This window comes from Arthrobacter sp. S2(2024), assembly GCF_036662515.1.
Lineage (GTDB): Bacteria > Actinomycetota > Actinomycetes > Actinomycetales > Micrococcaceae > Arthrobacter.
In genome coordinates, this window is the sequence record NZ_JAYKZI010000019.1 from 18081 (window position 1) to 43874 (window position 25794).

Annotated in this window: 25 protein-coding genes and 2 tRNA genes; 12 read left to right on the forward strand and 15 right to left on the reverse strand. The window is 63.1% G+C overall.

Annotated features, from left to right (window positions below; all coding sequences use genetic code 11):
- Window positions 1–9 precede the first annotated feature (9 nt).
- A complete protein-coding gene (locus tag VLA65_RS20550; RefSeq protein WP_284991178.1) occupies window positions 10–219 on the forward strand; it encodes a hypothetical protein in 210 nt (69 codons plus the stop codon).
- Between the two features lie 133 nt (window positions 220–352).
- The gene (locus VLA65_RS20555; RefSeq protein ID WP_332603581.1) at window positions 353–1150 is read left to right on the forward strand and encodes an HNH endonuclease family protein; all 798 of its coding nucleotides are present in this window, start codon (window positions 353–355) and stop codon (window positions 1148–1150) included.
- Window positions 1151–1175: 25 nt separating this feature from the next.
- Here the strand turns inward: VLA65_RS20555 and VLA65_RS20560 are convergent, their stop codons facing one another.
- The 4 genes from VLA65_RS20560 to orn all read right to left on the reverse strand — a co-directional run bounded on the left by VLA65_RS20560 (window position 1176) and on the right by orn (window position 3557).
- On the reverse strand, window positions 1176–2027 hold the full coding sequence (locus tag VLA65_RS20560; protein WP_332603582.1) for an acyltransferase domain-containing protein: 852 nt from the start codon (window positions 2025–2027) through the stop codon (window positions 1176–1178).
- A gap of 3 nt (window positions 2028–2030) precedes the next feature.
- Window positions 2031–2603 carry a peptide deformylase gene (def, locus tag VLA65_RS20565; protein ID WP_059387769.1) on the reverse strand — a complete coding sequence of 191 codons (573 nt, stop codon included), beginning with the start codon at window positions 2601–2603 and terminating at the stop codon, window positions 2031–2033.
- A gap of 124 nt (window positions 2604–2727) precedes the next feature.
- Window positions 2728–2800: transfer RNA gene (locus VLA65_RS20570), tRNA-His, on the reverse strand.
- A 130-nt stretch (window positions 2801–2930) separates the two neighbouring features.
- Window positions 2931–3557 (reverse strand): oligoribonuclease, encoded by a 627-nt coding sequence (orn, locus tag VLA65_RS20575; protein ID WP_084784354.1) that lies wholly within the window; start codon window positions 3555–3557, stop codon window positions 2931–2933.
- 151 nt (window positions 3558–3708) lie between these two features.
- On the opposite strand from orn, the gene mptB (VLA65_RS20580) reads away from it, so the two are divergent.
- Window positions 3709–5334, forward strand: a complete 1626-nt coding sequence (mptB, locus tag VLA65_RS20580) for a polyprenol phosphomannose-dependent alpha 1,6 mannosyltransferase MptB (RefSeq protein WP_332603595.1) — start codon at window positions 3709–3711, stop codon at window positions 5332–5334.
- Here the strand turns inward: mptB (VLA65_RS20580) and VLA65_RS20585 are convergent.
- On the reverse strand, window positions 5318–6571 hold the full coding sequence (locus VLA65_RS20585; RefSeq protein ID WP_332603583.1) for a glycosyltransferase 87 family protein: 1254 nt from the start codon (window positions 6569–6571) through the stop codon (window positions 5318–5320). The genes mptB (VLA65_RS20580) and VLA65_RS20585 overlap by 17 nt on opposite strands.
- A gap of 34 nt (window positions 6572–6605) precedes the next feature.
- Window positions 6606–7919 carry a glycosyltransferase family 87 protein gene (locus VLA65_RS20590; protein ID WP_332603596.1) on the reverse strand — a complete coding sequence of 438 codons (1314 nt, stop codon included), beginning with the start codon at window positions 7917–7919 and terminating at the stop codon, window positions 6606–6608.
- 228 nt (window positions 7920–8147) lie between these two features.
- Between VLA65_RS20590 and mptB (VLA65_RS20595) the strand changes: the two genes are divergently transcribed.
- Window positions 8148–9761, forward strand: coding sequence for a polyprenol phosphomannose-dependent alpha 1,6 mannosyltransferase MptB (mptB, locus tag VLA65_RS20595; protein WP_332603584.1), 1614 nt, complete (start codon window positions 8148–8150; stop codon window positions 9759–9761).
- A 7-nt stretch (window positions 9762–9768) separates the two neighbouring features.
- Here mptB (VLA65_RS20595) and VLA65_RS20600 read toward each other — a convergent pair whose 3' ends face one another.
- Window positions 9769–10446, reverse strand: a complete 678-nt coding sequence (locus tag VLA65_RS20600) for a DNA alkylation repair protein (RefSeq protein ID WP_306959385.1) — start codon at window positions 10444–10446, stop codon at window positions 9769–9771.
- Window positions 10447–10583: 137 nt separating this feature from the next.
- Between VLA65_RS20600 and map the strand changes: the two genes are divergently transcribed.
- Complete coding sequence (gene map, locus VLA65_RS20605; RefSeq protein WP_332603585.1) at window positions 10584–11351, forward strand: type I methionyl aminopeptidase; 768 nt, start codon at window positions 10584–10586, stop codon at window positions 11349–11351.
- A 31-nt stretch (window positions 11352–11382) separates the two neighbouring features.
- On the opposite strand, the gene VLA65_RS20610 is transcribed toward map, so the two are convergent.
- The 3 genes from VLA65_RS20610 to VLA65_RS20620 form a co-directional block, all read right to left on the reverse strand.
- Complete coding sequence (locus VLA65_RS20610) at window positions 11383–11967, reverse strand: GNAT family N-acetyltransferase (RefSeq protein ID WP_332603586.1); 585 nt, start codon at window positions 11965–11967, stop codon at window positions 11383–11385.
- A gap of 134 nt (window positions 11968–12101) precedes the next feature.
- Window positions 12102–12174: transfer RNA gene (locus VLA65_RS20615), tRNA-Arg, on the reverse strand.
- Between the two features lie 45 nt (window positions 12175–12219).
- Complete coding sequence (locus tag VLA65_RS20620; protein ID WP_332603587.1) at window positions 12220–13521, reverse strand: hypothetical protein; 1302 nt, start codon at window positions 13519–13521, stop codon at window positions 12220–12222.
- Window positions 13522–13766: 245 nt separating this feature from the next.
- Here VLA65_RS20620 and VLA65_RS20625 point away from each other — a divergent pair, with 245 nt between their 5' ends.
- From VLA65_RS20625 to ettA, 3 genes are all read left to right on the forward strand, one after another.
- Complete coding sequence (locus VLA65_RS20625; protein WP_332603588.1) at window positions 13767–14333, forward strand: single-stranded DNA-binding protein; 567 nt, start codon at window positions 13767–13769, stop codon at window positions 14331–14333.
- 362 nt (window positions 14334–14695) lie between these two features.
- Window positions 14696–14965, forward strand: a complete 270-nt coding sequence (locus VLA65_RS20630) for a DUF6993 domain-containing protein (protein WP_059387777.1) — start codon at window positions 14696–14698, stop codon at window positions 14963–14965.
- Window positions 14966–15012: 47 nt separating this feature from the next.
- A complete protein-coding gene (ettA, locus tag VLA65_RS20635) occupies window positions 15013–16695 on the forward strand; it encodes an energy-dependent translational throttle protein EttA (RefSeq protein ID WP_306959392.1) in 1683 nt (560 codons plus the stop codon).
- 108 nt (window positions 16696–16803) lie between these two features.
- Here ettA and tesB read toward each other — a convergent pair whose 3' ends face one another.
- Entirely contained in the window at window positions 16804–17709 is a 906-nt protein-coding gene (tesB, locus tag VLA65_RS20640) for an acyl-CoA thioesterase II (protein WP_332603589.1), read from the reverse strand.
- Between the two features lie 63 nt (window positions 17710–17772).
- Here tesB and VLA65_RS20645 point away from each other — a divergent pair, with 63 nt between their 5' ends.
- Entirely contained in the window at window positions 17773–18447 is a 675-nt protein-coding gene (locus VLA65_RS20645) for a hypothetical protein (RefSeq protein WP_284991193.1), read from the forward strand.
- Window positions 18448–18492: 45 nt separating this feature from the next.
- On the opposite strand, the gene VLA65_RS20650 is transcribed toward VLA65_RS20645, so the two are convergent.
- From VLA65_RS20650 to pepN, 4 genes are all read right to left on the reverse strand, one after another.
- Complete coding sequence (locus VLA65_RS20650; RefSeq protein WP_284991194.1) at window positions 18493–18966, reverse strand: globin; 474 nt, start codon at window positions 18964–18966, stop codon at window positions 18493–18495.
- A gap of 1 nt (window position 18967) precedes the next feature.
- On the reverse strand, window positions 18968–19696 hold the full coding sequence (locus VLA65_RS20655) for a mechanosensitive ion channel family protein (RefSeq protein WP_059387781.1): 729 nt from the start codon (window positions 19694–19696) through the stop codon (window positions 18968–18970).
- Window positions 19697–19843: 147 nt separating this feature from the next.
- A complete protein-coding gene (locus VLA65_RS20660; protein WP_059387782.1) occupies window positions 19844–20323 on the reverse strand; it encodes an OsmC family protein in 480 nt (159 codons plus the stop codon).
- A gap of 99 nt (window positions 20324–20422) precedes the next feature.
- The gene (pepN, locus tag VLA65_RS20665) at window positions 20423–22984 is read right to left on the reverse strand and encodes an aminopeptidase N (protein ID WP_332603590.1); all 2562 of its coding nucleotides are present in this window, start codon (window positions 22982–22984) and stop codon (window positions 20423–20425) included.
- 137 nt (window positions 22985–23121) lie between these two features.
- Here pepN and VLA65_RS20670 point away from each other — a divergent pair, with 137 nt between their 5' ends.
- The 3 genes from VLA65_RS20670 to VLA65_RS20680 all read left to right on the forward strand — a co-directional run bounded on the left by VLA65_RS20670 (window position 23122) and on the right by VLA65_RS20680 (window position 25654).
- A complete protein-coding gene (locus VLA65_RS20670; protein ID WP_332603591.1) occupies window positions 23122–24123 on the forward strand; it encodes a hypothetical protein in 1002 nt (333 codons plus the stop codon).
- Between the two features lie 137 nt (window positions 24124–24260).
- Window positions 24261–24743, forward strand: coding sequence for a ribose-5-phosphate isomerase (locus VLA65_RS20675; RefSeq protein WP_332603592.1), 483 nt, complete (start codon window positions 24261–24263; stop codon window positions 24741–24743).
- Window positions 24743–25654, forward strand: a complete 912-nt coding sequence (locus VLA65_RS20680) for an Fpg/Nei family DNA glycosylase (RefSeq protein WP_332603593.1) — start codon at window positions 24743–24745, stop codon at window positions 25652–25654. Before VLA65_RS20675 ends, VLA65_RS20680 begins: the two co-directional genes overlap by 1 nt.
- Window positions 25655–25794 lie beyond the last annotated feature (140 nt).

Consider the following 25794-nt stretch of genomic DNA (forward strand, 5'->3'; position numbering starts at 1 on the left):
AATGGACGCATGGAAAGCGAAAAGATTCTGGAACACGAAACAACCCTTGAACACGCACTGGACGTAGCGCGCGCCAATCTCAAGGAAGCCCAGCGGCTTCTCGACGAAGCCAAGGCCGCACATGCAGCGGGTGACATCTCCGAGGAGCGGGTCATCCAATTGGGGTCGCTTCTCGAGCTGGCCGCCGAAGACCTGAAGCGTGTCACCAGGGAGCAGTAAGCCGCCGAAACAGCTTGCGCGGTGATTATTCCGACACTGTGACTTGTCCTCCACACTGTGGATATCGACGTCGGTTGTCAGCGCCCTGATCTAGTCTCAAGGGACGTATTCCTCCCCGAAAGGACGCAATCCCTTGAGCACCACTTGGGCCGCCTATCGACGTGCCCGCCGCCACTCCCGGCAGGCCTGGGTACTGGTGATTCTCATCATCACGGGTGGGCTTACCGGCGTCGGGTGGTTCTTCACCGACGGCCAGTTCTCAGTGGGACAGGGCCCGGTCAACGGGCCAACGGAAGCTCCAGTCTTCGACCCGGAGTGGATGAAGCCGGTGGAATCGGTTCAGCCGGTGCCCCTCGGTTCGGCGGCTGATGCCCTGGAGGCACTTCCCGTGAAGGGGCGCGCCGCCAAGGACAACTACGACCGCAATGAATTCGGCCAGGCGTGGCTCGACGTCGACCGGAACGGCTGCGATACCAGGAACGACATCCTGAGGCGGGATCTTACGGCAGCGGAGTTCACGGCAGGCTCGAAATGCAGGATCGCGTCCGGGGAACTGCGTGAGCCGTACATCGGCGAAGACATCCATTTCCGCAGGGGCTCCGAAACCAGCTCAGCCGTACAGATCGACCATGTGGTGGCTCTCGGGGACGCCTGGCAGAAGGGGGCCCAGCAGCTCCCCGCCAAACAGCGCCAAAGCCTCGCCAATGACCCCCTCAACCTGATTGCCGTCGACGGGCCCGCCAACGTCAAGAAAGGCGCGAGCGACGCCGCAAGCTGGCTCCCTGCCAACAAGGGCTTTCGCTGCCATTACGTAGCCCGGCAGGTTTCCGTCAAAGCCGCCTACCGGCTCTGGGTCACCCAGGCGGAGAAGGACGCCATGAAGCGCGTCCTGGACTCGTGCCCCGGCCAGCGGACCATCAGGGCGATGTAGCAACTGAGGCCGCGAGGCGGCCGCTTCAGGCCGGGGTGCTCCGTGCTGCGGGAAGCACCAGGTGGCCGTGTCCAAGTTGCCAGACCCCGCCGTCGTCGATCCTCTCCAGCACCACCCGCTGAAGCGAGGTCTCGCGGGGGAGCCGATCGAGGTTTTCCATGCCGCGCTGCCGGAAAGTGAAATAGACAGCGTCGCCCGGAGCGTCTGAGCAGCGGTCCAGGGTGAATCGGCGGGCAAAAGCGGCGATGTTGCTGTGCGGGAGTTTCCGGGCCAGGTAGGGGTCCAGCATCCAGGAGTCGCAGCTCGCCACGGAGACCGCTTTGTCCGGGAAGTAACGGTCGAAGAACTCCCTGGCCTGGCTGAAGCTCGTGTCCACGAGGGCAGGGGACAGGCCGCCATCCTCGGGGATGTGCACACCCAGCACCCAGGAGTCACTTGCGGCGGCGGAGCCTTCCTCGTCGCTGCGGACAAGGTGGAATTGCAGGCGGCCGATACGGAAGATGTTTCCGGCCATGTGGAGGGTCAGCCATGCCCACGTGTCCAAGCCGAAGCGACCATGGACCCTTCGGTTGATTCGAAGGTTCAGTCCCACATCGGCCAGGATCGCGGCGGACGATTCCGGCGGAATGCCAAGGGAAAGATGATGGCCGTGGACTACAGGCGCAAAGCGCAGGAGCGCCTCGATCCAGTCCGTTTCCGTGCAGCCATCGGCGGAGGCGGACGTGCTCGGAAAGACGCCCAGACGGGCGTCAAGGCTGGCAAGGGCCCGTCGGGTGCCGTCTCCAGGAGGTGACGCCAGCAGCGAGGCACACTCAAGAGCGTCCTCGCCCTGGATGTCGAGAAGCGTGAACAATTCGTCCTGCGCGACGCCCGTCATCGCTCAGTGACCGAAGGGGTCCGGGTCGACACCTGGCATCCAGCTCAGCCCGGGCACTCCCCAGCCGTTCTTCTTGGCCTGCTTCATCGCCTTCTTGGCGTATCGGTCAACCAGGCGGTTCACATAGAGCTTGCCGTCGAGGTGGTCGAATTCGTGCTGCATGACCCTCGCGAACCAACCGGTCGCGACGAAATCCACCGGTTGGCCGTGGCCGTCGAAGCCCTGGACGCGGGCCCAATCGGCCCTCTGCAGGGGGTAGTGCTCCCCTGGGAAGGACAAACAGCCTTCGACGTCTTCCTCGGGATCGGGAAGGGCGCCAGGGATCTTGGAGAGGGTGAGGACCGGGTTCACCAGGACGCCTTCGTCCGGAGCGTCGTCGTCGTTTGCGTATTTGAAGATGAAGATCCGCTTGCCTACCCCCACCTGGGGTGCCGCCAGACCGACGCCGTTGGCCGCCTCGTTCGTTTCGAACATGTCGGCAATCAAGGTGCGCAGCTCGTCGTCGAACACTTCCACCTCGCTCGCCCGGCGGTGAAGCACGGGTTCGCCCCAGATGGTGACTGGCAGGACGGTCATGTCAGGTGTTCCTCTGGTTCTCGGGTCTGGAATGGCCGGAATCGGCCGGAACAAAGCAAAGGCCGCACTGGATAACCAGTACGGCCTTTGGCTGCGATCGATAAACTGCTACCGACCTCATGAGGGTGAGCGACGGGGGTTGAACCCGCGACCTCCTGGACCACAACCAGGCGCTCTGCCAACTGAGCTACGCCCACCATGAGCCTTTTGCGCTTTCGGAATGACCCGTTAGCTGCGAAGGCAACGACAAAAACTATACCCCGTCTTGAGGGGTGGTTTTGCCACTTTTGACCGTTTGGCTGAAATTTCCCGAAAAGGTGCCCCAGATCACGTGTCCTCCGGAGTCTCCGGGCCGGCTGCGATCTGCTTGGAAATCTTCTGCGCTGTGGCCGTATCGGGACCCGGAGCCGGGACGAACACCGCCTCCCGGTAATAGCGCAGTTCGTCGATGGAGTCCCTGATGTCGCCAAGCGCGCGGTGGCCGCCGTGTTTAGCGGGGGACTGGAAATAGGCGCGGGGGAACCATCGGCGCGAGAGTTCCTTGATGGTGCTCACATCGATGACCCGGTAGTGGAGGTGTTCAACGATGTTGGGCATGTCCCGTGCGAGGAACATCCGGTCGGTTCCGACTGAGTTGCCACCCAGCGGGGCCTTCTTCGGATCCGGTACCCACTTCTCGATGTACTCCAGGACGATCGCTTCGGCTTCGGCCATGGTCTTGCCGTGCGGGAGTTCATCCAGGAGTTTCGAGCGGGTGTGCATGTCGCGGACGAAGTCGTTCATCTGTTCAAGTGCGGCGTCTTCGGGTTTGATGACGACGTCGACGCCGTCACCCAGGATGTTCAGCTCCGAATCGGTGACCAAGGCCGCAACCTCGATCAGGGCGTCGTTCACCAGATCGAGACCGGTCATCTCACAGTCGATCCAGACGATGCGTTCATTAGTAATAGGCACCCGACCAGCCTACCGTTCAGGCGCATGGGAAGGGTGGCGGGGCGCTCCATTCAGCCCCTGCGGCGTACCGCGGCTGGTAAACTGGGCCGTTGTCGAGCGGTTGTTGCCTGCATCGATGAGCTGGACCAATGTACGTAGGGACTGGAATATCATGACGGCAGGCGGAACGGGCGTGGGCACCTCAAATAGCCGGGATGAGGCAAAGGAACCCGCGGTGCCGTCAGAGAAGGCCGCCGCCGGTCTCTACTCCCCGGATGCCGCGCACATCGGAGCCGGCACCCCCGGACAGATCAAGGCCTACGTGGCTGTCTGGCAAGGTTTTTTTGGATCCCTGATGATCTTCGTCGGCTCAATCGGAGCCGGCTGGATCGCCAACGGCTCGCCCATGTTCAGGCACCCCCTTGTCATCGCCCTGCGCACCGAAGGTTGGGGCGTGACGACCTCCACGATCCTGCTGACGGCGGGGGCCATGCTTTTGGTCAGGTCATGGTTGAGGCTCGGGCAAAGGCTCAAGGACTGGGGGCCGGGCTCGCTCAGGTCCGTGGTTGTCGCCGTTGCGGCGTGGGCGGCTCCCCTCATGTTTGCCGTGCCCATCTATTCGCGCGACGTATACGCCTACACCGGCCAGGGCAGGCTGGTGCTGGAAGGCCAGAACCCTTACACGGCCGGCATTTCCACGCTCAGCAACTGGTTTTCCCTGGGCGCCGATCCTGCCTGGGCTGAAGCCAAGACGCCGTACGGACCCTACTTCCTGTGGCTTGCCAGATGGGTTGTGGGCATCACCGACGCCCAGCCCGACTTTTCCGTTCTGCTCTTTCGGGTGCTTGCGACCGTGGGGGTGGTGCTCTGTGTGGCGTATGTTCCCAGGCTCGCCGAACTCCACGGGATCAACCCCGGCCGTGCGCTGTGGATCGCCGTGGCCAACCCGCTCTTTCTCATCAGCTTCGTCGCCAGTGCCCACAACGATGCCCTCATGGTGGGCCTGGCGGTGGCCGGAATGTACTTTGCAGCCACCGGTCGCCATATCACCGGGCTTCTGCTGGTGACCGCTTCCATCGGCATCAAGCCGATCACCGTTCTCCTCTTGCCTTTCATAGGCCTCATGTGGGCTGGTCCTGCCGCGAGTTGGGCCCGCAAGTTCCTGTTCTGGGGCGCGACGGCGGGTATCAGCTTCGCCGTCCTGGCAGTGAGCGGAATTCCTTACAACCTTGGCTTTGGATGGGTCTGGGCCATCCTCGATCCCACACCGGGCTATACGGGATATTCACCTTCGGGCTTCCTCGGCCAGCAGGTCGAGGTGATCGCCAATCTCCTGGGCTTGCCGGGTTCCACCGTGGCCACCGGGCTCCGGACCCTCATGAAGTGGGCCGGAATCGGGTTGGTGGTTGTCCTGATGTTCCGCGGCGACTATTCACGGCTGGTGCGGCGCGCCGCCCTCGCGTTTGCCGCCGTCGTCATGCTTTCGCCGATTATCCAGCCGTGGTACATCCTGTGGTTCATCCCGCTGCTCGCGGTCACGGGCATCAGGGACGACTGGCAGATCAAGTCCCTCTATGTCGCAGTCACGTTTTTCGTTGCCTTTGGCGCGCAGGACCAGATTTCGGTGTTGTCTTTCGTGGAATTGAACGTCAAAGTGTCCTCCCTGGCCTTCCTGGTGGCCGTGGGATTCACCGTCTACCTGATGGTGTTGGACGTTCACACACGCCGACTCTTGATCCGCTCCAGCCCAACGCAACTGCTTCGCAGGCTTGAACGGCGGCTCAGGCGCTCCGAATAGCGCTTCGTGCGCCGGACTTGCGGCCCAGCTCCACGGTCCGCTGCACGGACCACCAGAGCAGGACCACCAAAAGCACATTCCGTGTGGTGAGCACTGTCGCCATCACGGGGTTGGCATGGATCAGCGGCGTGTAGAACAGCGGGTAGATGACGAAAGTTGTCATGGCGATCCCCATCAGGAGGGCGGCAGGAACCCTCCAACGGTTCCAATCGTGGGTCAGCCCGGCTACAACCACCGGCGCAAGCCAGATGATGAATTGCGGCGAACCCACCTTGTTGAACACGATGAACGCGGTGGTCATCATGAGGGCGCCCTCGAGAAACAACTCTTCCGGCTCGGCACCCCGCCGAAGCGCCCAAAGCAAAAGGGCAGAGCCCGCGACGGCGGCAAGCACCAAGAGCGGCTGCATCAGGAACGCTGCCACGTTGGCTCCCGGCCCATACACCTCCGTGGAATTGATGGCGACGTTGTCGGCGATTTTGGAACCGCCGATATTGAGCACGCTCAACCAGACCCAGGGGGTTGAGAACGTGGCTTCAAGTTGCATGCCGCGTTCGCCCTGGTTGGTCAAGAAGTCGAGGATATGCGGCAGGCCGCCCGAAAGGTAGGTGCCCAGTGCGACGGCGGCAGTGACGGCGGCGCCGCAGGCGATGATCCGCAGTCTGCGGTGGCTTGCGATGACGATGGGTACCAGAACGGCGGCTGGCCAGACTTTGATCCATGTGGCGATGCTGAGGAGGATCCCGGCTGCCACAGGTCGCGTGGCCGCATACAGCAGGGCGACCAACACGATGGGTGCCGTGATGCCCTCCACCCGGGCGAAGCTGAGATAGCCCATGAAGGCGGTGAAGAACAGCCACCACCAAGCAGGGGCAATTCCCGTTGTCCTGCGCGGGCCGCGGGTCAGGATGAACAAGCCGGCGGCGTTGAGCGCCGTGATGATTAACGTCCACACCAGCAGGTAAGGACCCGGGCCCGCGATGTTGGCCAGGAAGATCGGAATCTGGGCAAGCACCGGGTAAACCCAAGGGCTGATCGCTCCGTGGAGATCCGCGGGGTTGTAGCCGGCCATCGCCCATTGGCGGTACTGCTCAGTATCGCTGAACGTGTTTCCGGCCAGGAAGAAGCTTGCCATCCAGCCGAGGAAATACACATGGATCGCGGCGAAACCCCACCGAACGCTGGATGGACGGCCGAACCAGGCGACGGCGGCAGGCGGCAGGGCGGCGTCGCGCACGCGGGCCAGCCCGTCAAAGAATCGAACGGAAATCTCAGGACTCCTTGGCAGCGGCGGCCGGTTCGTTGGCAGGGATCTTCTTGCCCAAAAGGTACAGGCGGCGAACGGACCAGCAGAACAGGACCACCAGCAGGACATTTCGCACAGTCAAAACCAGCGCCATGAAGGGGTTGTTGTGGCTGAGCGCGTCGTAGAAGAGGGGATAGATAAAGTATGTGGCCACCCCGATGGCGATGAGCATCGCCGCGGGAACCCGCCATTCTTTCCAGCTGTGGGCAAGCCCGACGGCGACTGCAGGCGCGAGCCACACCATGAACTGGGGTGACCCGACCTTATTGAACACGACGAAAGCCGTGGCCATCGTCAGGGATCCAGCCAACAACAGTTCGGTGCGGTCCGCCCCGCCGGTTCGCTTGCCGTTGTGGAGTGCCCAGAAGGTCAGGGCCGCCACCAGGATCGCGGCCAGGGCGAGAAGCGGCTGCATGAGGAAGGACATGAAGGCGGTGCCGGGGCCATCCACTTGCATCGAGTTGATGTCCGTGTTCATGTACATCCTCGAGTCACCCACGTGGAGGACCGAGAGCCACAACCAAGGGGTGGTGAAGGTGGCTTCCAATTGCATGCCACGATCGCCTTGCTGGGTCAGGAAGTTGAGGAGCCGCGGCAGTTGACCCACTGCCGCCGTGAGGGCGATGACCAAAACGCTGGTCAGAATTCCGGCAGCGACCACTTTGGTTCGCTGCTTGACCACGGTGAACAACGAAAGCATGACGGCGGCCGGCCAAACCTTCATCCACGTGGCAATGCTCAGGAGGGTCGAGGCAATGAAAGGGTGTGATACGCCGTATGCCAAGGCGATCAGCACGATCGGGGCAGTCAATCCGTCCACCCGGGCGAATCCAAGCCAACCCATGATGAAGACGAAGACCAGCCACCACCATCCCGCCGGGATGGCCTCGTGACGGCGGCCCCGTCCGGTGAGCTTGGCTAGAGCGACGCCGTTGAGCACGGTGATCATGAGCACCCAGAGAAAGAAGAACGGACCGGGTCCGGCCAAGCCCGCGATCGCCATAGGCACCAAGGCGAGAACGGGGTAGACCCACGGGCTGGGGCCGCCGCTGAGGTTCTCATCCCGGAACCCGGCGGAGGTCCAGTCCCGGTAGATGAAAGTGTCGCTAAAGGCCTCGCCGCGCAGGGAAAGGATCAGCGCGAACACCAGGAAGACCAAGTGCACGACGCAGAAGCCTACAAGCAGGCCTTTGGGGGAATTGAGCCTTGCCTCCAGCGAAGGGGGAAGAACCCGATGACGGAACCGTGTGAGCGCGCTGAAGAATGAGTCCGTGGAAATGGGAGGATCCTTGTCAGGTAGTAATCGTCACAGGGTGCCGTAAGGCGCAGCGGCCCGGAGCCGCCAGAGCCCCATCCATTCTATCTCAGGCCACTTTCGCAGGCCGACCGATGGTCCGGTTGGCCCCGGGAAGCCAAGGGTGGCGATGCTACAGTTGCAATAATCCATGGCATCCGGAAGTGCCACTTTGGCCCGGATGCGGCAGGGAACCGGACAGGATTTTGTTTGATGGTGACGTCGAAGTTTCGTGAGCGTGAGGTGGGGAGTTCGTTGGCTCATCCAGAGGCGCTTGGCGATTCCAACGCCCCGGTACACGGCACCGTGATAGCCAAAGCGGCGAGGACGGCGATCCTCCAAGGGTTCGTCGGGTCGTTGCTCATGGTGGCAGGCTCGATCGGCGTCGGCTGGCTGGCCAGCAGCAGCGCCTTGATCCGTACTCCTCTTTTCATCATGGCCAGGACATCTCCGGTTGGCGTGATCCTTTGCACCGTGATGCTCTGCCTCGGTGCACTCCTGCTCCTACGCTCTTGGCTGCGCATTGCCCAGCGGATCGGCGGATGGAACCCGTCCTCGCGTCCGGTGCTGCGGCGAGCACTGTGGATGTGGGCACTCCCGATGATGTTCAGTTTGCCGTTGTTCAGCAGGGACGCTTATGCCTACATCGGCCAAGGCCGGCTCATGGAGCAGGGCCTGAACCCATACACCAACGGCATCTCGGCCCTGAGCAACTACTTTTCACTCGGGCCCGACAAATTATGGACGGAAGCACCTACGCCTTACGGTCCGCTATGGCTCTGGATCGAACAAGGTGCCGTGTGGGTGAGCGCCAGCGTCCCCGAGCTTGCTTTGATTCCCTTCCGCCTGGCTGCCCTCGCCGGTGTCATCCTGCTCGCTGTCTACGTTCCCCGTCTGGCCGCGCTCCACGGCGTGAACCCGGACCGTGCGCTCTGGCTTGGCGTCCTCAACCCGGTCCTCCTGATCAACTTCATCGCCAGCGCGCACAATGACTCCCTGATGCTGGGACTGGTTGTTGCCGGACTGTACTTCGCCTCGGTAAAACGGCCTGTGTTGGGAATCGTGCTGATCACGGCCTCGATCGCCATCAAGCCGATTACCTTGATTGCCTTGCCTTTTGCGGGGCTGCTGTGGGCCGGTGCCCGTGCCGGTTGGGGCCGCAGAATGCTCTGTTGGACGGCCACCTTGGGTTTGTCCTTAGGCTTGCTGGCCGCCGCAGGACTGGTGAATGGCCTGGGCTTTGGCTGGCTTGGCGCCCTGCAGACTCCGGGCGCCGTCTGGATCTGGTACGCGCCGGTGGGTTTGCTGGCACACACGGTGGGATTCGTCGTCGGACTTTTCGGCGGTCCAGGCGTTCCGGTGACGGATGTTATCCAGACTGCCGGAACGGCGGTCTCGGCGCTTGCCATCGTCTGGCTCGCCGTTCGGACCCCCGGCCGCGGAATCGGCATGCCCGCGCCGCTCGACGACGAACCCGAGTTCAACAAGACTGTGCTTCGCCGGATGGCCTGGGCATTCGCCGCTGTCGTCGTCCTGGCGCCTGTGATTCAGCCTTGGTACATGGTGTGGCTGCTGGTGTTCTTCACCGTGACGGGAGTCGCGGACGGCGCCCAGCTCCGGACGGTCTTCTATTTGACGGCGTTCTTCACCCTTATCGCCCTGACAGACCAATTGAGTGTCTTCCAGTGGATCCCCATCGAGGTGGTACGCGGAGTGGCCATTGCCATTGCGGTTTCTTTCATCGCCTACTTGGTGTTCTTTGACAAGAAGACCCACGTGCTGTTCCGCCCGCGTCGCGGGATTTTGAAGCTCAAGCCGAAGTCCTGAACCGGATTCAGCCGAGGTGTTTCATGGCTTCACGCAGGGATAGCGGGCTGAGCCTGGTCCTCCGGCTTTCAACGTAGCTCCGCACCCATTGAGGATCGGTCTTGGCGTACTCCCGCAGGGTCCAGCCGATTGCCTTCCTGATGAAGAACTCCTGGTCGGCAAGGTTGGCGTCAAGTGCCGCGGCCAGAAGTTCTTGGTCAGTGGCCGACTTTGCCTTGAGCTGGGAGGTGATGGCCGCCCGACGGATCCAGAAGTCCTCGTCGCTTGCCCATGTCCGCAAGAGCGGGGTCAGCGTGCTTCGGTGGTGTTGCAGAAGGGCGCAAATACGGTCGGAGACACCGTCAACGAAGTCCCACCATGCGCCGGTCCGGATGATTTCTTCGTACAGCGGCAGCATCTCCAGATCCTTGGCCACGGACTTGAGCGAGGTCAGATCGATGGCCGCGTAGCGTTCTTCCCGCCATGTGGCTTCCCGCCACAGCAGCCGGACATTGTCACGAAGTTCGGAAGGGGACCCGAAAGGGATTTCCTTCGCGGTCGCAAGGACAATGCGACGGACTACGGGGACCCTGACACCGAGGACAGGCATGGATGATTTCATGTAGGCCTGTGCTGCTTTCGCGCGGTCCGGGTCTGCCTCTGCCTGCAGGCGTTCACGGATGATGGCGATTCTTCGGTGTTCCATACGGCGACTTTAGGACACCCGTGGGCCGGCGCGGACGCGCAACCCTGTTGACCGGGCTGATGGTGCCCATAGAGTGGGTGGAAGGGTTTGTCCGGTGGCCGGTCCGGCCTCCTCTTCTTGATGCTTGGAGGCCTTTGATGTCCATGGTGAAGACGCCAGCAGAGATTGCGCTCATGCGCGAAGCCGGAAGGGTGGTTGCCAACACGCTTTCGGCGGTTCGTTCGCACGCCGGGGTTGGCGTGTCGCTCAAGGAACTGGACGAGGTTGCAGCCGCTTTCATGGAGGCCGCCGGAGCTAAGCCGGCGTTCCTGAACTATCGACCGCGGTGGGCGTCCACGCCCTTTTCAGGGGTCATCTGCACGAGCGTCAACGACGCCGTGGTGCACGGCATCCCGGACGGGTATGTGTTGCAGGATGGCGATCTGTTGAGCGTCGATTGCGGGGCCTTCGTGGAGGGCTGGTGCGGGGACGCGGCAGTCAGTTTCATTGTGGGCACCTCGGATCCGGTGGACCAGGAATTGATCGATGCCACGGACGCCGCCCTCGCCCGCGGTATCGACGCTGCCCGGATTGGAAACAAGATGGGCGACCTTGCGTACGCCATTGGCGGAGAAGCCAAGCGCAGCGGCTACGGGATCCTCGCCGATCACGGCGGGCACGGCGTTGGCCGGACCATGCACGCCGAACCGAGCGTGCCGAACATGGGGCGGCCCGGCCGCGGCGTGAAGCTCATGGACGGCTTGGTGATCGCCATCGAGCCGATGTTGATCCTGGGCGGCAGCGACGACTACTACCACGACGACGACCAGTGGACCTTGCGCTCGGCCAACGGCCGCCGTGCTGCGCATAGCGAACATACCGTGGCGATCACCGCGGATGGACCGCTTGTCTTGACCTTGCCCTAGCTGGGTAGTTTCGGCATACGGGACCGGAAAGTCAGCGCCGCAGGCGCATGACCGCCCTTCCGGGCACCGCCGTGGAAACCGTGGAGAAGCCGGCCGCCCCAAACAACTTCACAGTTCCCTGGTAGAGATCGGCCGGACCGGCCTTGGGCCGAGGCGACGGATCCACGGGGTAGCCTTCCACGATGTCGGCGCCATGCGCGAAGGCATGCCCGACGGCGGCCTCCAGCAATGCGCCGGCCACCCCGCTCCGGCGGTGGCCGGGAGAAACCACGAAACAGCTCACCGACCAAACTTCCGCGCCTTCCAGGCCGCCCGTTCCTGCGGCCTTGAGGACTTGGGATCGTTCGATGCGCGGATAGCACTGGCGCGGCTCCACCGCGCACCAGCCCACTGCTTCGCCGCCCCGGAAAGCGAGGACGCCAGGTTCGGGGCCGTCGTCGAATTTGGCTTTGAGCTGTTCCTTCCGTGCCTTGGGGGGAGTGTTCTTCCAATCCTGACCGGCGAGAGCGAACCACCGGCACCAACAGCGCGAAGGCTCGCCGCGGACGCCGAATAGCCTTTCGACATCCGGCCAGCTTGCGGGGCCCGTGATGATGGCTTCGGAAGTGTTTCTCATCCGACCAGCCTAGATACCGGACGCCCTGCCCGCCTCAGTTGGACGCAGAGAATGAAAAACACCCCGGTCCGAAGACCGGGGTGTAACCGATGGCCCGACTCATCCATGAAGGATGTCTCGACTCATCACACAAGTGCCCCAGGAGGGAATCGAACCCCCGACCGTCGGATTAGAAGGCCGCTGCTCTATCCTCTGAGCTACTGGGGCTGGAACCGCACCCAAGTGTATCGCTGGGTTTGGCTAGCCAACAATTCAGGAGGATTGCCGGGCCTTCAGGACCGGGCAGGGGATTCGTACTATGCCTTTGAAAAATACAGGAGAGGTCGGAATATCGTAGAAGTCCGTATCGGACGCGGGTGCACAGAGATTGCGCGCGGTGCGGACGTGCTCGGCCCAGACAGGACCATTGTTTCTGGACGTCGAGGGCGGGAAGTACATCGACGCCAAGAGAAGCGAGAAAGCCATGAGTGCCGCAATGGGTGCAGCACGCCCAAACCTTGCCAACGCGGAAGCAAGCAACGGAACCGTGGCGAGGACGAACATCGTAGGCACTACCGAGTACCTCCCAAACACGAACCTGGCGGGCCAATCCGCCGCCGAGAAGGTTGCGTAGTCCAGGTACGGTGCCGGGTTCGAAGCGACGCAGGCAACCCAAATAACCATCGAGGCCGTGATGAAGAACGCGGCCAGCCATTTCTCCCGCGCAGAGCCCAAGATCAGGACAGCCACCGGGACGGCGAGGACGAGGAGGGAGGCCACGATCATCGGAGCAGCTCCGAAGTTCACGATTTGTTGCATGACACCGGACGCGGTGCCGTAGACGATGGGTCCTGCGGTGTTGATGAACCACCCGTAAAACGGGGACCAGGGGTCAAGCTGGTAGCTCGCGCCGCCGCTTGTTCGAGGATGCGTCACCGTCGCAATAACCTGGCAGGCAAGGCCCAGGCTGAGACCCGCGCGGGCGGCCCACATGTTTTTGTCCCTCAGCCGGTAAAGGAAGAGCGGAACAAAGACAATCGAGATGATCTCGGTCAAGGAGGCGAGGGCCGCGACGACAAAAAGCATGCCTCCCTCGAGTTTGGACTTTGCCGGTTTCATCAATAGCCAGGGAGTGAGCCAGAGCAGGTACCAGTGCAGGTTCGCGAAGTTTCCAAGAGCCTCAAAAGCGCCGACGTTCACGAAAATGGGAACCGCGGCCCAAGCTACGCGGATCCAGGTGTTGCTGGTCAAGGCTTGGGCGCAGTGGTACGTCATGAGGGCGACGCCGGCCACAGCCGCGCAAGCCAATACAGTAAGCGCAATAGCGTAGTCCTCAAGTGCGAAGAACCGGACAACCACCTCGGCTGCGAGGCGGGGGACGACGTGGAGATAGCCTGCGTAGGGCCGGATCGGCGTGAAAGTCCGGGTCGGGTTCAAAGCGTCCGTGAGAAACACCGCGCCGTCTTCCGCCCAGACGACGCCTTGGGCCGTTGCTGGGATCCGCCAGAACGACACCAGCGTCAGCAAAATAAGGGCGCCCACATAGGACGCACTTCTAGCCAGAGTAATTTTCACGATCTGTCCCCCAAAGAGCAGGCCCGAGACTGGGCGATCGTACCCAATTTAGATGGCGGTTCCGTATTTTCAAAAACCCCGCCGGTCCTTGTGGGCGGCGCCCCATTCTGCGTCTAACTTGTCCTCCACAATCCGCGTAAGAACAGGGCTATCCACATACGTGGATTTGGTACTCCCGCGGGCGTTCGCGGCACGCGAAGCTGGGAGAGCCAGACAGGCAGCTCAACTCACGTTAGGACAAGACCATGAATGACATCATCACTGTCCGGGGATTCGTTGCCACGGAACCCAAAAGTTCGACGACCCCGGGCGGAACCCGGACGGCATCGTTCCGGCTCGGTTCAACGGAGCGCAGGTTCGACCGAGCCAATGATGTCTGGGTGGATGGCAACACAAATTGGTTCAGCGTCCAGGCGTTCAGGCATCTAGCGGGAAACATTGGCTGCAGCGTCAAGAAGGGCCAGCGGGTCATCGTCGTCGGGAAACTGAAGCTGAGGCAATGGGAACACGACGGCAAGATCTACCACGTCGCCGAAATCGTCGCCGAGTCGGTGGGTCACGACCTCATGTGGGGCTCGGCGAACTTCATCCGGACCACCGGCAGCAACAGCCCGCAGACCATGCCCGCCGCCCCCGAGGTGGAGCCAGAGACCCCATGGCCTTCGGCGGAGGAAGATGCGGAAGGCGACCCGCATGACGACGAGGATGGCAGTGCCGCAGCCGAGCGGGAAGTTATCCTTCCGGCAGGAGAAGGCGATGAGTCGGTTCTCGTTGATACTGAGACGGGAGAACTTGTGGACGCCAAGGTTTGAAATGGAACTGGCCTTGAAATGGAGCCGGTCTTGAAACAGGGGCCGCCGCGGATGCCATGCGGCGCGGCGCGTGGTGTACCGCATGGCAGAATAGCCGGGTGATGAGCAGGGGAAAGCCGCAAAAACCATCTGGACGCCGCCACGCTGCCGGAAGCCCGGGTTTGCTGCTTGCGGTGCCGTTACTTCTGGCCGGACTGGTGTCCGGCTGCACGGCGCCTGCACCAACGGTGTCAAGAAGCACTGGGGTTTCATCGCCTACCCCCTCGACTACAGCCAGCTCCACTCCCGCCGTCACACCCAGTGCTGGCAACCCCTCGGCATCGACTTCGCTCAGCGCGGGCACTGCCGCGCTGAAGCAGACCATGGAGTCCGTACTCAAGACCATTGCCGCGGCAACCCCCAAACCGGCACAAGACGCACTGCGATCACAGCTCGTTTCGGCCGGCATCGCCGACTCTGCCGTAGAGGTGTCCGCGAGCAAGACGCCGACGGGACTGGATGTCGACGCCATCGAGGCCGCGGCCAGGCTGGACAAGGACTGCGTCATGGGTGAGATCAGGGACGGGCAGGTTTCAGTGTCGGTCCTGCCCGTGTTGGCCAGCGGCAAATGCTTCGTCGGGGATTCCCGCTAGCAGGGCCGAATGTGAGTTATGCCTTGCCACCCATTAGATTTAACGGCATGGCGGAATTCATTTACACGATGACCAAGGCTCGCAAGGCCGTTGGCGAAAAACTAATCCTGGACGATGTCAGCATGTCGTTCTTCCCTGGCGCGAAGATCGGTGTCGTTGGCCCGAACGGAGCCGGTAAATCCACGATCCTGAAGATCATGGCTGGTATCGACACACCGTCGAACGGCGAAGCCCGCCTCAGCCCCGGCTACTCCGTGGGCATCCTTCTGCAGGAGCCGCCCCTGAACGAGGAAAAGACCGTCCTGGGCAACGTCCAGGAAGGCGTGGGCGAGATCTACTCGAAGATCCAGCGCTTTAACGCGATCTCCGAGGAAATGGCCAACCCGGATGCAGACTACGACACCCTGCTGGAGGAAATGGGCCACCTTCAGGAAGCCATCGACGCTGCGGATGCGTGGGACATCGATTCCCAGCTCGAGCAGGCCATGGACGCACTCCGCTGCCCGCCGGGCGACTCCGACGTGACGGTCCTGTCAGGTGGTGAGCGCCGCCGCGTGGCGCTCTGCAAGCTCCTGCTGCAGAAGCCTGACCTCCTGCTCCTTGACGAGCCCACCAACCACTTGGACGCCGAAAGTGTTCTGTGGCTCGAGCAGCACCTCTCTTCCTACCCCGGTGCCGTCCTCGCCATCACCCACGACCGCTACTTCCTCGACCACGTCGCCGAGTGGATCTGTGAAGTGGACCGCGGCCGTCTTTACCCCTACGAAGGCAACTACTCCACGTACTTGGAGAAGAAGCGCGCCCGCCTCGAAATCCAGGGCAAGAAGGACGCCAAGCAAGCCAAGCGCCTCAGCGAGGAACTTGAGTGGGTCCGCTCCAACGCCAAGGGTCGCCAGACCAAGTCGAAGGCCCGTCTGGCCCGGTACGAGGAAATGGCAGCCGAGGCTGACCGCACCAGGAAACTCGACTTCGAGGAAATCCAGATTCCGCCGGGACCGCGTCTGGGTGGCCTGGTCCTGGAAGCGAAGAACCTGCAGAAGGGCTTCGAGGACCGGACCCTGATCGACGGGCTTTCGTTCACACTGCCCAGGAACGGCATCGTCGGCGTCATCGGTCCTAACGGCGTGGGCAAGACCACCTTGTTCAAGACCATCGTCGGGCTGGAACCGCTGGACGGTGGCGACCTCAAGATCGGTGACTCGGTCAAGATCTCCTACGCCGACCAGAGCCGTGGCGGTATCGACCCCAACAAGACCCTGTGGGAGGTCGTCTCAGACGGCCTGGACTTCATTCAGGTCGGCCATGTTGAAATGCCGTCCCGCGCCTACGTCGCGGCCTTCGGCTTCAAGGGGCCGGACCAGCAGAAGAAGGCTGGTGTGCTCTCCGGTGGTGAGCGTAACCGCCTGAACCTGGCGCTGACCCTTAAGCAGGGCGGAAACCTCCTGCTTCTTGACGAGCCCACCAACGACCTCGACGTCGAAACCCTCAGCAGCCTTGAGAACGCGCTGCTCGAGTTCCCCGGCTGCGCCGTCGTGGTCTCGCACGACCGGTGGTTCCTCGACCGCGTTGCAACCCACATCCTGGCCTACGAAGGCGACGAGGAAAACCCCTCGAAGTGGTACTGGTTCGAGGGCAACTTCGAGTCCTACGAGGAGAACAAGGTGGAGCGACTCGGCCCGGACGCTGCCAAGCCACACCGTGTCACGCACCGCAAGCTGACCCGCGACTAAATCGGATCGCTCCGCAGAAGGCCGGCGCACTGGATATATCTTCCGGGGCGCCGGCCTTCTTTGCTGTACGGAATCTCGGCCGTGTTGCGGCAGCTACCTGAGCAGCGATTACGGGATCCGGAGCATGCCCTCTTGCGCCACCGTGGCGACATGCTGGCCATCGCGGCTGAAGATCTTGCCCGTGGCAAGTCCGCGGGCGCCTTGGGCGCTGGGGGACTCCTGCACGTAAAGCAGCCACTCGTCGACGCGGACGGGCCGGTGCCACCACATGGCGTGGTCAAGGCTAGCGACGCTCATGCCTGGCGTCATCCAGCTCAATCCGTTCTTGCGAAGCACCGATTCCAGGATGGTGTAGTCGCTCGCGTAGGCCAGGGCGGCCAAATGAAGGTTGGGGTCGTCCGGCATCGGGCCAAAGGTCTTCATCCAGACGGCATTGCTGGCTATCCGGTCTTGGGGCGCTTCGACATAGATTGCGGGATCGACGTGGCGGACATCGAAGGGCCGTTCGAAGGACATGTGGCGGGCGAGCGGGTGGTCGTACTTCTGCAGGAGTTCGGCGGTACTCGGCAGCGTTTCGGGGTCCGGGATTCCGCCCGGCATCAAGGACTGGTGTTCCACGCCCTCCGCCTCGGTCTGGAAGGACGCGATCATTGACAGGATCGGTTGGCCTTCCTGGTAGGCGTGCACCCGCCGGGCCGAGAACGAGCGTCCGTCGCGAAGCCGCTCCACACTGAAAGTGATCGGCTGGTTGGCGTCGCCCGGACGAAGAAAATAGCCGTGCATGGAATGGACCGTCCGATCCTCGTCCACCGTGCGCATTCCGGCCACGAGCGACTGGGCGAGCACCTGCCCGCCAAATACCCGGTGGCGCGGCTGTTTCTGGGAGGGTCCAAGGAAGATGTCCTCGGCTGTCCTCGCGCCGTCGAAGTCGGCCAGGGACAACAGTTCGATGAGGGTGGATGTGGGGTCCTCAAGGGCAACCTGATGTTCCAGGCCGGCGTGCGCGTCAGTCATGGTTCGACTCTAGACGCCACCCTGACCCCTCTCAACCGCGGACATGCCGGTAGAGTCGATGATGTGTCCGATGTATTGACCCAGTCCTTCCATTTCGTCGATCCCCGTGATCTGGCGGATCTCCGCACCTATGTCACGCGTGCCAAGAGCATCGATGATGGCGCCATCCGGCTGCAGGCCTCCGGCCGCGTCCTGGCTGCATATGTGTGCGTCTTGAGGCCGCGCCTCCTGGGCGAAGCGACCCCCACCATTCTCGGGCTACGGACTATCGCCCTTGCCGAAGACGCGCATGCGGACGTCACCGTGGCTCTTTCCTCGGTCCTCGACCGCCTGGCGCGTTCCGGTGCCGACGACGTCGAGCTTCCTATCCCGCCGTCGACCGTTTCCGAATCGTGGGCGGGAGTCGGGGCGCCCCGCAGCGGCTGGGAGCCGCTGCGTTCAGTGCCCGACGCCGAACTCAAGTCTGTCGCGAATGCCGGCATTGCCGAGGTGGCCGGGATCGTTCCGGATCAGCCCGGCGCATTGATCGTCAACAACGCGAGGGCCGCGGTGTGGGGACGGGAGATCCCGGGACTCGACGGCGTGCCCGCAGGCGCTGCGTTCGCCGCCTTGGCGCTCGGTTTCCTGGGCGACGGCGAACACCGGCTCTTCCGCAACGGCCGTTGGTTCCGGCTCAGTGGGAGCCGGGGCCACATCCTGGCTCGATCCGGATCAGGCCTGGGCTTCCAGGCCCGCTGAACCCGAGCCTAGGCCCGGCCCGACACACAGCACCGTCCTCCAAGCTCAGGGCTGCTGGACCGACGGGCTATTGACCATCGTGAGCGCAGCCCGCTCCATGTAATCCCACAACGTCCCTTCGTGAAGCGGCGACAAGTTGAGCGAATCGACTGCCGCGCGCATGTGGAAGAGCCAACGGTCCTTGGCTTCGGGCGTCACTTGGAACGGCATGTGCCGCATCCTCAAGCGGGGGTGCCCGCGTTCCTCGCTGTACGTGCCCGGACCGCCCCAATACTGCTCAAGAAACATGAGGAACCGCCGCTTTGCGGGGTCGAGGTCTTGTTCCGGGTACATCGGCCGGAGCAACGGGTCTCCCGCTACACCGTCGTAAAAGACATCGATCAGTTTCACGAAAGTCTCGTGGCCACCGATGGCCTCATAGAAACTGTCGGTGTACGCAGGCTGGCTGAACGGATCGTTTTGCATCAACTGACGCCGCTCTGCCGGCTGGGGTGCTGCGGATTCCGGCTGGCTGCCCATGTCACTCACCTGCTTTCTGCTCTCGAATCTTGAGGGCTTCCTTTGAAGTCGGAGGCGCACCGGAGGCGGCGGTTTCGGCAGGCGCCGTCCCTGGAGGTGCAGGCGGAACGTCGTCCGGGACGGTTGAGTCTTCAGGCACGTAATCGCCTTGCGAGCGGTTGCCCACCCGCAGGATTTCTCCGTTGCGCAGATACCAGATGGCCCCGTCTTCAGCCTTGAGCCGGGTGATCCGGAGTCCTACCGATTCAACGGTGCCGATCACTTCAGTGGTTACGATCACATCGCCGATCCCGAACTGGTCCTCGATGGTAATGAAGATGCCGGACAGGAAATCGCGAATGAGCTGTTGGGCGCCGAAGCCAATGGCCACACCCAAAATACCGACGCTCGTGAGCAGCGGGGCAATATCCACATTCAGGTATTTGAGGACGTAGATGATGACAATGACCACCACCACCACGCTGAGCACGCTTGTCAGCAGTGAGCCGATGGTGTGGGCGCGCTGGGCGCGGCGTTCATGGTCGAGCGCCCGGAAAGCCGGCTGGACCCACCTGAAATGCGGTTTCTTGAAGAAGCTGGTGCCCTCTGCCACCCGGCGGGTTATGCGCAGAATGATGAACCGGGCCACAACCCAGACCACCAACCCGATGCCTAGCGTCACGAAGATGGACGCGTAATCGATCTTGGCTGCATCGGCCACGATGTTGTCGGTCGACGAGGCGACGTTCATATGCGGGAATGCTCCTCACGGGATCCAATTGTTCGCCTGGCCCCTGATTGCCGGGCGCTGAACACTCTGTCCACGGTCAACCCTATCGCCGTAGCGTGGCCGGATCCGCATCGTGGTTCTTGGCCGGACGGCCTTCTTGACACCTGATTAGCTGGCGGCCGCCGTCGTGCTCGGCTCATGCAGAACGGGAAAATTGACGCTCCGGGCAATAAAGCACACCTGGTTGGCCTCATGGTGCAGTTTGTCCACCAGGGAAAGATGCGCCGGGTCGGCAACCGTGACGTGCGGCTTCAAGGTGACGTTCTCGAACTGGCCGCTGCCATCGCGATTGAGCCTCATCATGCCCTCGGCGTGATCCACGTAATCGGTCACTACCACCCCGTGCTTGACGGCGACATGCAGGAAAGACAGCATGTGGCACTGCGAGAGGGCGGTGAGGAGCAGTTGTTCGGGGTTGTATCGGCTGCGGTCGCCATGGAAGGTGGGGTCCGAGGAGCCCTTCAGGACGGGCAGGCCGGGGATCTCGACGTCGTGGTCCCGGGTGTAGCCACGGTAGGTGGATGTCCCGGTGCCCAGGTTTCCGGTCCAGCGCACGGTCAGCGAGTAGTGGTGTTCGTCCAGGCTCATGCGGAAAGTCTATCGGCGGTGCACTCGCGGGCGGCACACGGAAAGGCCCCGGTTCCAGTGAAGCGGAACCGGGGCCTTTCGGTGGGCTATCCGACCGTTTTAGATGTCTGCCGCGCGGGCCTTCAAAGCACGGGCTACGCCGTCGCGGTTTTCTAGCATCATGCGGCGCAGGGCACTGCTATCCGCCGGCAGTTCGGCGAGGAACTTGTCCGTGCGGTCAACCGTGGCCTGCGTTGTCAGTTGCGCAGGGTAGAGCCCGACGACGATTTGCTGGGCCAGCGCATGGGTGCGGTTGGCAACAATCTCCGGAACCGCCTCGAAATACTGTTCCGCGTACGGCTCCAACAGGGAGGTGTCCAGCACCCGGGTGAAGCCCGTGACGGCGGAGCTTTGAATGGCGTTGGAGAGCTCGCCCGTGACCACGATCTTCTTCCACGCGGCGGCCTTGGCCTCGGGTGTGGGAAGGGCCGCCGTCGCCAAGGCGGCGGCGTTCTGGCCATTGGCCGTGTGGTCGCGCTCGAGTTCCGCGTCGATCCGGTCCTGGCCCTGGCGCCCGCCAACCACCAATGCGGTGAGAAGTTCCCAGCGCAAGTCCTGGTCGACCGTCAGGCCATCCAGGACCATGCTGCCGTCCAGGACAGACTGGACTGCGTCGAATTGGGAGCTGCTTGCGGCGAGCAGCGCGAAGGACTTGACGAATTGGAGTTGCGCGTCCGATCCCGCAGCCGCCGTGCTCGAAAGCTCCCAGAGAGCGTCCACCGCGGCCACCGTAGCGGCATCCTTGTGCTCGGCTGCGACGTAGTACGTCAGGGTGGTGGCCAGCTGTCGGAGCTGGGTCTGGATCACTGAGGAATCGGTCTCGGACGCGATGTTCGCCAGGATCAACTCGGCGTAGCCGCGGGCCGGGGTTTCGCCGTCCCGCGCCGCATCCCAGGCCGAGCCCCACACGAGGGTGCGTGGCAGGCTGCCGGCGAAGTCCTTCAGGTGGGCTTTCGCAGTGGCCAAGGATGCGGGGTCGAGGCGCACCTTCGCGTAGGCGAGATCGTCGTCGTTGAGCAGGACCAGGTCCGGACGCGCCTGTCCGGCAAGGGCAGGGACGTGGGTCCGGGCGCCGTCGACGTCGAGCTCCTCCCTGTGGGTCCTCTCAAGCTTGCCTTCGGCTGAGAGGTCGTAGAAGCCGACGGCGAGGCGGTGCGGGCGCAGCGTGGGCTGCTCGTCGATAGCGGTCTGCACGATCGCAAAGGACGTGATGGTGCCGTTGGTGTCGACCTCGATCTCGGGGGAGAGAGTATTGACGCCGGCAGTCTCGAGCCAGAGCTTGCCCCACTGGTCCAGGTCGCGGCCGCTGGCAGCTTCGAGTTCCTTCATGAGGTCCACAAGCTCGGTGTTCTGCCAGGCATGCTTCTGGAAGTATTCGCGGACGCCGGCCATGAACTGTTCCGGCCCAACCCAGGCGACCAACTGCCGCAGCACGGAAGCTCCCTTGGCGTATGTGATGCCGTCGAAGTTGACCTCGACGTCCTGGAGATCGTTGATCTCGGCAAAAATCGGGTGCGTCGTGGGCAATTGGTCCTGCCGGTACGCCCAGGATTTCTCCACCGAGGCAAAGGTGGTCCAGGCCCGGTCGAATTCGGTGTTTTCGACCGCGGCCAGGTGGGACATGTACTCGGCAAAGGACTCGTTGAGCCAAAGGTCGTTCCACCAGCGCATCGTGACGAGGTCCCCGAACCACATGTGGGCCAGTTCGTGCAGCACGGTGATGGCGCGGCGTTCGATCTGGGCGTCGGTGACCTTTCCGCGGAAGACGTAGCCCTCGAGGATGGTCACCGCGCCGGCGTTTTCCATGGCACCGGCATTGAACTCGGGAACGAAGAGCTGATCGTACTTCTCGAAGGGATACGGGAATCCGAACTGGGCCTCGAAGAACTCAAAACCCTGGCGGGTCAGTTCGAAGATGTTGTCGGCGTCCAGGTACTGCATGAGGGACTTGCGGGCGAACACCCCAAGCGGAATGACCCGGCCATCGGAGCTCGTGACCTTGCTGCGGACCGATTGGTACGGTCCCGCGATCAAGGCGGTGACGTAGGAAGAGATGCGGGGAGTGGGGGCGAAATGCCAAACCGAGCGCGCCCCGCCGTCGTCCCCGGGAGTGGTTTCCAGCGGTACGGGAGTGGGCGAGTTGGAGATGAGGTCCCAATGCGACGGTGCGGTGACCGTGAAGGTGAATGCGGCCTTCAGGTCCGGCTGCTCGAACACAGCGAACATGCGGCGCGAATCCGGCACCTCGAATTGCGTGTACAGGTAGGCCTCGTTGTCCACCGGGTCCACGAATCGGTGCAGGCCCTCACCGGTGTTCATGTACGGGGCATCGGCGACTAACTTCAGCTCGTTTTCGGCGGCGAGCCCGGGCAGTTGGATGCGCACGCCGTCGGACACCACCGCCGGATCGAGTTCGGTGCCGTTCAGCGTCACGCTGTGCACGGTTTCCGTGATCGCGTCGATGAAGCTCGAGGAACCCTCGACGGCGGAGAACTTCACCACGGTCGTGGAGCCGAAGACCGTGGCGCCCTTGGTCAAGTCGAGGGTGACGTCGTACGAGGTCACGGTGAGCAATTCTGCGCGCTGTCCGGCTTCGGCGCGCGTCAGGTTCAGGCCTGGCAAGGTTTGCCTCCAAGAATGGTTTCGAGAAGCCGGTTGGTTTCAGCCAGCGCCGGCGCTGTGAAGTCATTCTTTCACTTGATTCCGCCTTGGCAAGGAAGCTCGATCACAGTGTCGCCGGCGCGGGGTAGCGTTGGAATATGGGAAAGATGCGCGACTCGCTGGACCTCCGGGCACTCCGCTTTGCAGTGGCATTTCCGCTGCTGCTGGCCGCCGCATTTGCCGTGTGCGCCCTCATGTTGCGCAACAACCTCCCGGATCCCGTGGCCATCGCTTGGAATGCCGACGGCGGAATCAGCTTTGCGCCGTTCCTCGCCTACGTACTCGGCGGAGGAGGGTTTCTGGTCGTCGCGGGTTGGCTGGTGTTCATCCAGGCTGTTCCCCTTGCCCGGCCGGTGATTATGCGCAGGGTCATGATGGGCATGGGCCTCATGGTGACCCTCTTCATTACCTCCGTGCTGGCCGCTGGCCTTGTGGGGCAAACAGGCCTCGCCGACGCCCGCAGCTCGCACGTTGATGGCACGGTCCTTGCCCTCGGCGCGGGTGCGGCTTTGCCCTTGGGCGTGGTCATGATGATGGCTTTCAAACCGGACCCGCATTGGACTCCGGAAGACGACGCCGCCCTCGAGGCCGAGCGGATCCGGACGGAAGACCCTGGCCTGGCGGAAGATTCCATGTTGCTGTGGGTCCATGCGCGGAGTTCGGTGTTCGTCATGATCTGCGTCGCCACCTTGTTCCCGGCCATGCTGATCGCTATTGCGCTCCCGTGGTTGGGCGCATTGTTGGCAGTGGTCGCGGTCATCGGAGCGTGTTTCCTGTTTGTCCGGGTGAGGGCGGACAGGAGAGGGGTGCAGGTCTTTGTTGCGGGGGTCCTGCGGGTCCTCACGGTGCCGGCCGTTGACATCGCGGGCGCAGCCGCTCAGGAAGTCAGGGCCGCGGACTTTGGCGGCTGGGGACTCCGGCACCACGGAGGCGCGACGGCCATGCTCGTGAGCAGCGGTCCCGCCGTCGTCGTCCGCCAGGTCAGCGGCCGCAGGGTGGCGTTCAGCGCCGGGACCTCGGCCACTGCGGACCGGCTCGCCGGGATCCTGAACCGCGTCGCGGCACGTGCCCAGCGCGGCGAGCAGCCTCCAGCCCCGTGAGCGCCGGAAGGTCGTCCGGTCTGCCGGCTTCGTCTTAAGAGGTGGGCCGGGGCACGATCCTAGTAACCTAGGAACCGCATCCCTCAACGCCGCGCCCGGCTTTGCCGCGTTCGCGCGCCAGACTGAATGGACTTCCTGTGACCACACCCCGCGTCCACATTGCCACGGACCACGCCGGCATGGAGCTCAGCGCCCACCTCGTAAGCCACTTGACCGCCAAAGGCTACGACGTCGTTGACCACGGCCCCAAGGTGTACGACGCCCTCGATGACTACCCTTCGTTCTGCATCAACGCTGCCACCGCGGTGGTCGCCGACCAAGAGGGCGGCGTTCACGCATTGGGCATCGTCCTGGGCGGATCCGGCAACGGCGAACAAATCGCCGCGAACAAGGTCAAGGGTGTCCGGGCCGCGCTCGCCTGGAACCTTTCGACCGCAAAGCTTGCCCGGGAGCACAACGACGCCAACGTGGTTGCCGTCGGCGGCCGCCAGCACACCGTCGAGGAAGCCACCGAACTGATCGAGGCCTTCCTGGAAGAACCGTTCAGCAACGACGAACGCCACGTGCGCCGCATCGGAAAAATCGCTACCTATGAGAACACCGGCGAAATCGTTGCCTAATGCCTGAAGGGCATTCCATCCATCGCCTGGCGCGCCAGTTCCAGGATGTTTTCGCCGGCCACGTGCTGGAAGTCTCCAGCCCCCAGGGCCGTTTCACCGCGGGTGCGGCGCTTTTGGACCGCCACGAACTGCTCGAAGCGACGGCGCACGGCAAGCAGCTCTTCCTCCGTTTTGACCACGGGGTGCTCCTGCATGTCCATCTGGGTCTCTACGGTGCGTGGAGCTTCGGTGGCGATGAATCCTTCACCGGGGCCTCGAGCATCGGGGCTCCGCGGCGGATCGGCGAACGGGAGAGTTTCTCGCAGGAAGCAGAGCAAGGTGCCGGCGAAGGGGGCGCCAGAAGCTACGCGGGTCCGCCTGAGCCCGTGGGTGCCGTCCGCGTTCGCCTCATTTCAGCGAACGGCTGGGCGGATCTCAGGGGCGCTACGACGTGCGCAGCGATCACCGATGCGGAGGCCGCTGCCGTCCTGGCGCGCCTGGGTCCCGATCCTCTCCACAACCGGCCCGACGATCGCGACGAGTTCGTCCGCCGCTTGCTGCGCCGCAAGACCGCCGTCGGGCTCCTCCTCATGGACCAGGCAATCGTGGCCGGAATCGGCAATATCTATCGCGCGGAGGTGCTGTTCCGCCAGCGCGTTGATCCGTGGACCCCGGGCAGCTCTCTGGGCGCCGAAACCGCCGGACGACTGTGGGATGACACCGTGGCGGCGATGTCCGACGGCGTCCGTGACGGGCGGATTGTTACGACCCCATCGGCTTTGTGGAGCGGCGGGAACGCCGGAGCGCTCGACGGCGAGGCGCACTTTGTCTACAAGCGGCACGGACAGCCGTGCCGGCGATGCGGCGAAACAGTGGGACTGGCCGAGATCGGTGCGCGCAAACTCTATTGGTGCCCCGGCTGCCAGAACTGAAGTGCGCCTTTGGCGGGCGCAAACAGGGTTATAGGACAAAACGTGTGTATGGATTGTGCCTGCTTCCCAGTGTTGGCGGGCGAATTTCGGGGTAGCTAAGCTTTGGAAGCTTAGGGTGGCTGGGGTGCTTGCATATCTCT

What these genes read in the sequence shown, in the direction of transcription:
- VLA65_RS20550 (WP_284991178.1), top strand. Translation starts at nt 10, where the DNA reads ATGGAAAGCGAAAAGATTCTGGAACACGAAACAACCCTTGAACACGCA.
- VLA65_RS20560 (WP_332603582.1), bottom strand. Translation starts at nt 2,027, where the DNA reads ATGACGGGCGTCGCGCAGGACGAATTGTTCACGCTTCTCGACATCCAG.
- def (WP_059387769.1), bottom strand. Translation starts at nt 2,603, where the DNA reads ATGACCGTCCTGCCAGTCACCATCTGGGGCGAACCCGTGCTTCACCGC.
- mptB (WP_332603595.1), top strand. Translation starts at nt 3,709, where the DNA reads ATGACGGCAGGCGGAACGGGCGTGGGCACCTCAAATAGCCGGGATGAG.
- mptB (WP_332603584.1), top strand. Translation starts at nt 8,148, where the DNA reads ATGGTGACGTCGAAGTTTCGTGAGCGTGAGGTGGGGAGTTCGTTGGCT.
- VLA65_RS20600 (WP_306959385.1), bottom strand. Translation starts at nt 10,446, where the DNA reads ATGGAACACCGAAGAATCGCCATCATCCGTGAACGCCTGCAGGCAGAG.
- map (WP_332603585.1), top strand. Translation starts at nt 10,584, where the DNA reads ATGTCCATGGTGAAGACGCCAGCAGAGATTGCGCTCATGCGCGAAGCC.
- VLA65_RS20610 (WP_332603586.1), bottom strand. Translation starts at nt 11,967, where the DNA reads ATGAGAAACACTTCCGAAGCCATCATCACGGGCCCCGCAAGCTGGCCG.
- VLA65_RS20625 (WP_332603588.1), top strand. Translation starts at nt 13,767, where the DNA reads ATGAATGACATCATCACTGTCCGGGGATTCGTTGCCACGGAACCCAAA.
- VLA65_RS20630 (WP_059387777.1), top strand. Translation starts at nt 14,696, where the DNA reads ATGGAGTCCGTACTCAAGACCATTGCCGCGGCAACCCCCAAACCGGCA.
- ettA (WP_306959392.1), top strand. Translation starts at nt 15,013, where the DNA reads ATGGCGGAATTCATTTACACGATGACCAAGGCTCGCAAGGCCGTTGGC.
- tesB (WP_332603589.1), bottom strand. Translation starts at nt 17,709, where the DNA reads ATGACTGACGCGCACGCCGGCCTGGAACATCAGGTTGCCCTTGAGGAC.
- VLA65_RS20650 (WP_284991194.1), bottom strand. Translation starts at nt 18,966, where the DNA reads ATGGGCAGCCAGCCGGAATCCGCAGCACCCCAGCCGGCAGAGCGGCGT.
- VLA65_RS20655 (WP_059387781.1), bottom strand. Translation starts at nt 19,696, where the DNA reads ATGAACGTCGCCTCGTCGACCGACAACATCGTGGCCGATGCAGCCAAG.
- VLA65_RS20660 (WP_059387782.1), bottom strand. Translation starts at nt 20,323, where the DNA reads ATGAGCCTGGACGAACACCACTACTCGCTGACCGTGCGCTGGACCGGA.
- VLA65_RS20670 (WP_332603591.1), top strand. Translation starts at nt 23,122, where the DNA reads ATGGGAAAGATGCGCGACTCGCTGGACCTCCGGGCACTCCGCTTTGCA.
- VLA65_RS20680 (WP_332603593.1), top strand. Translation starts at nt 24,743, where the DNA reads ATGCCTGAAGGGCATTCCATCCATCGCCTGGCGCGCCAGTTCCAGGAT.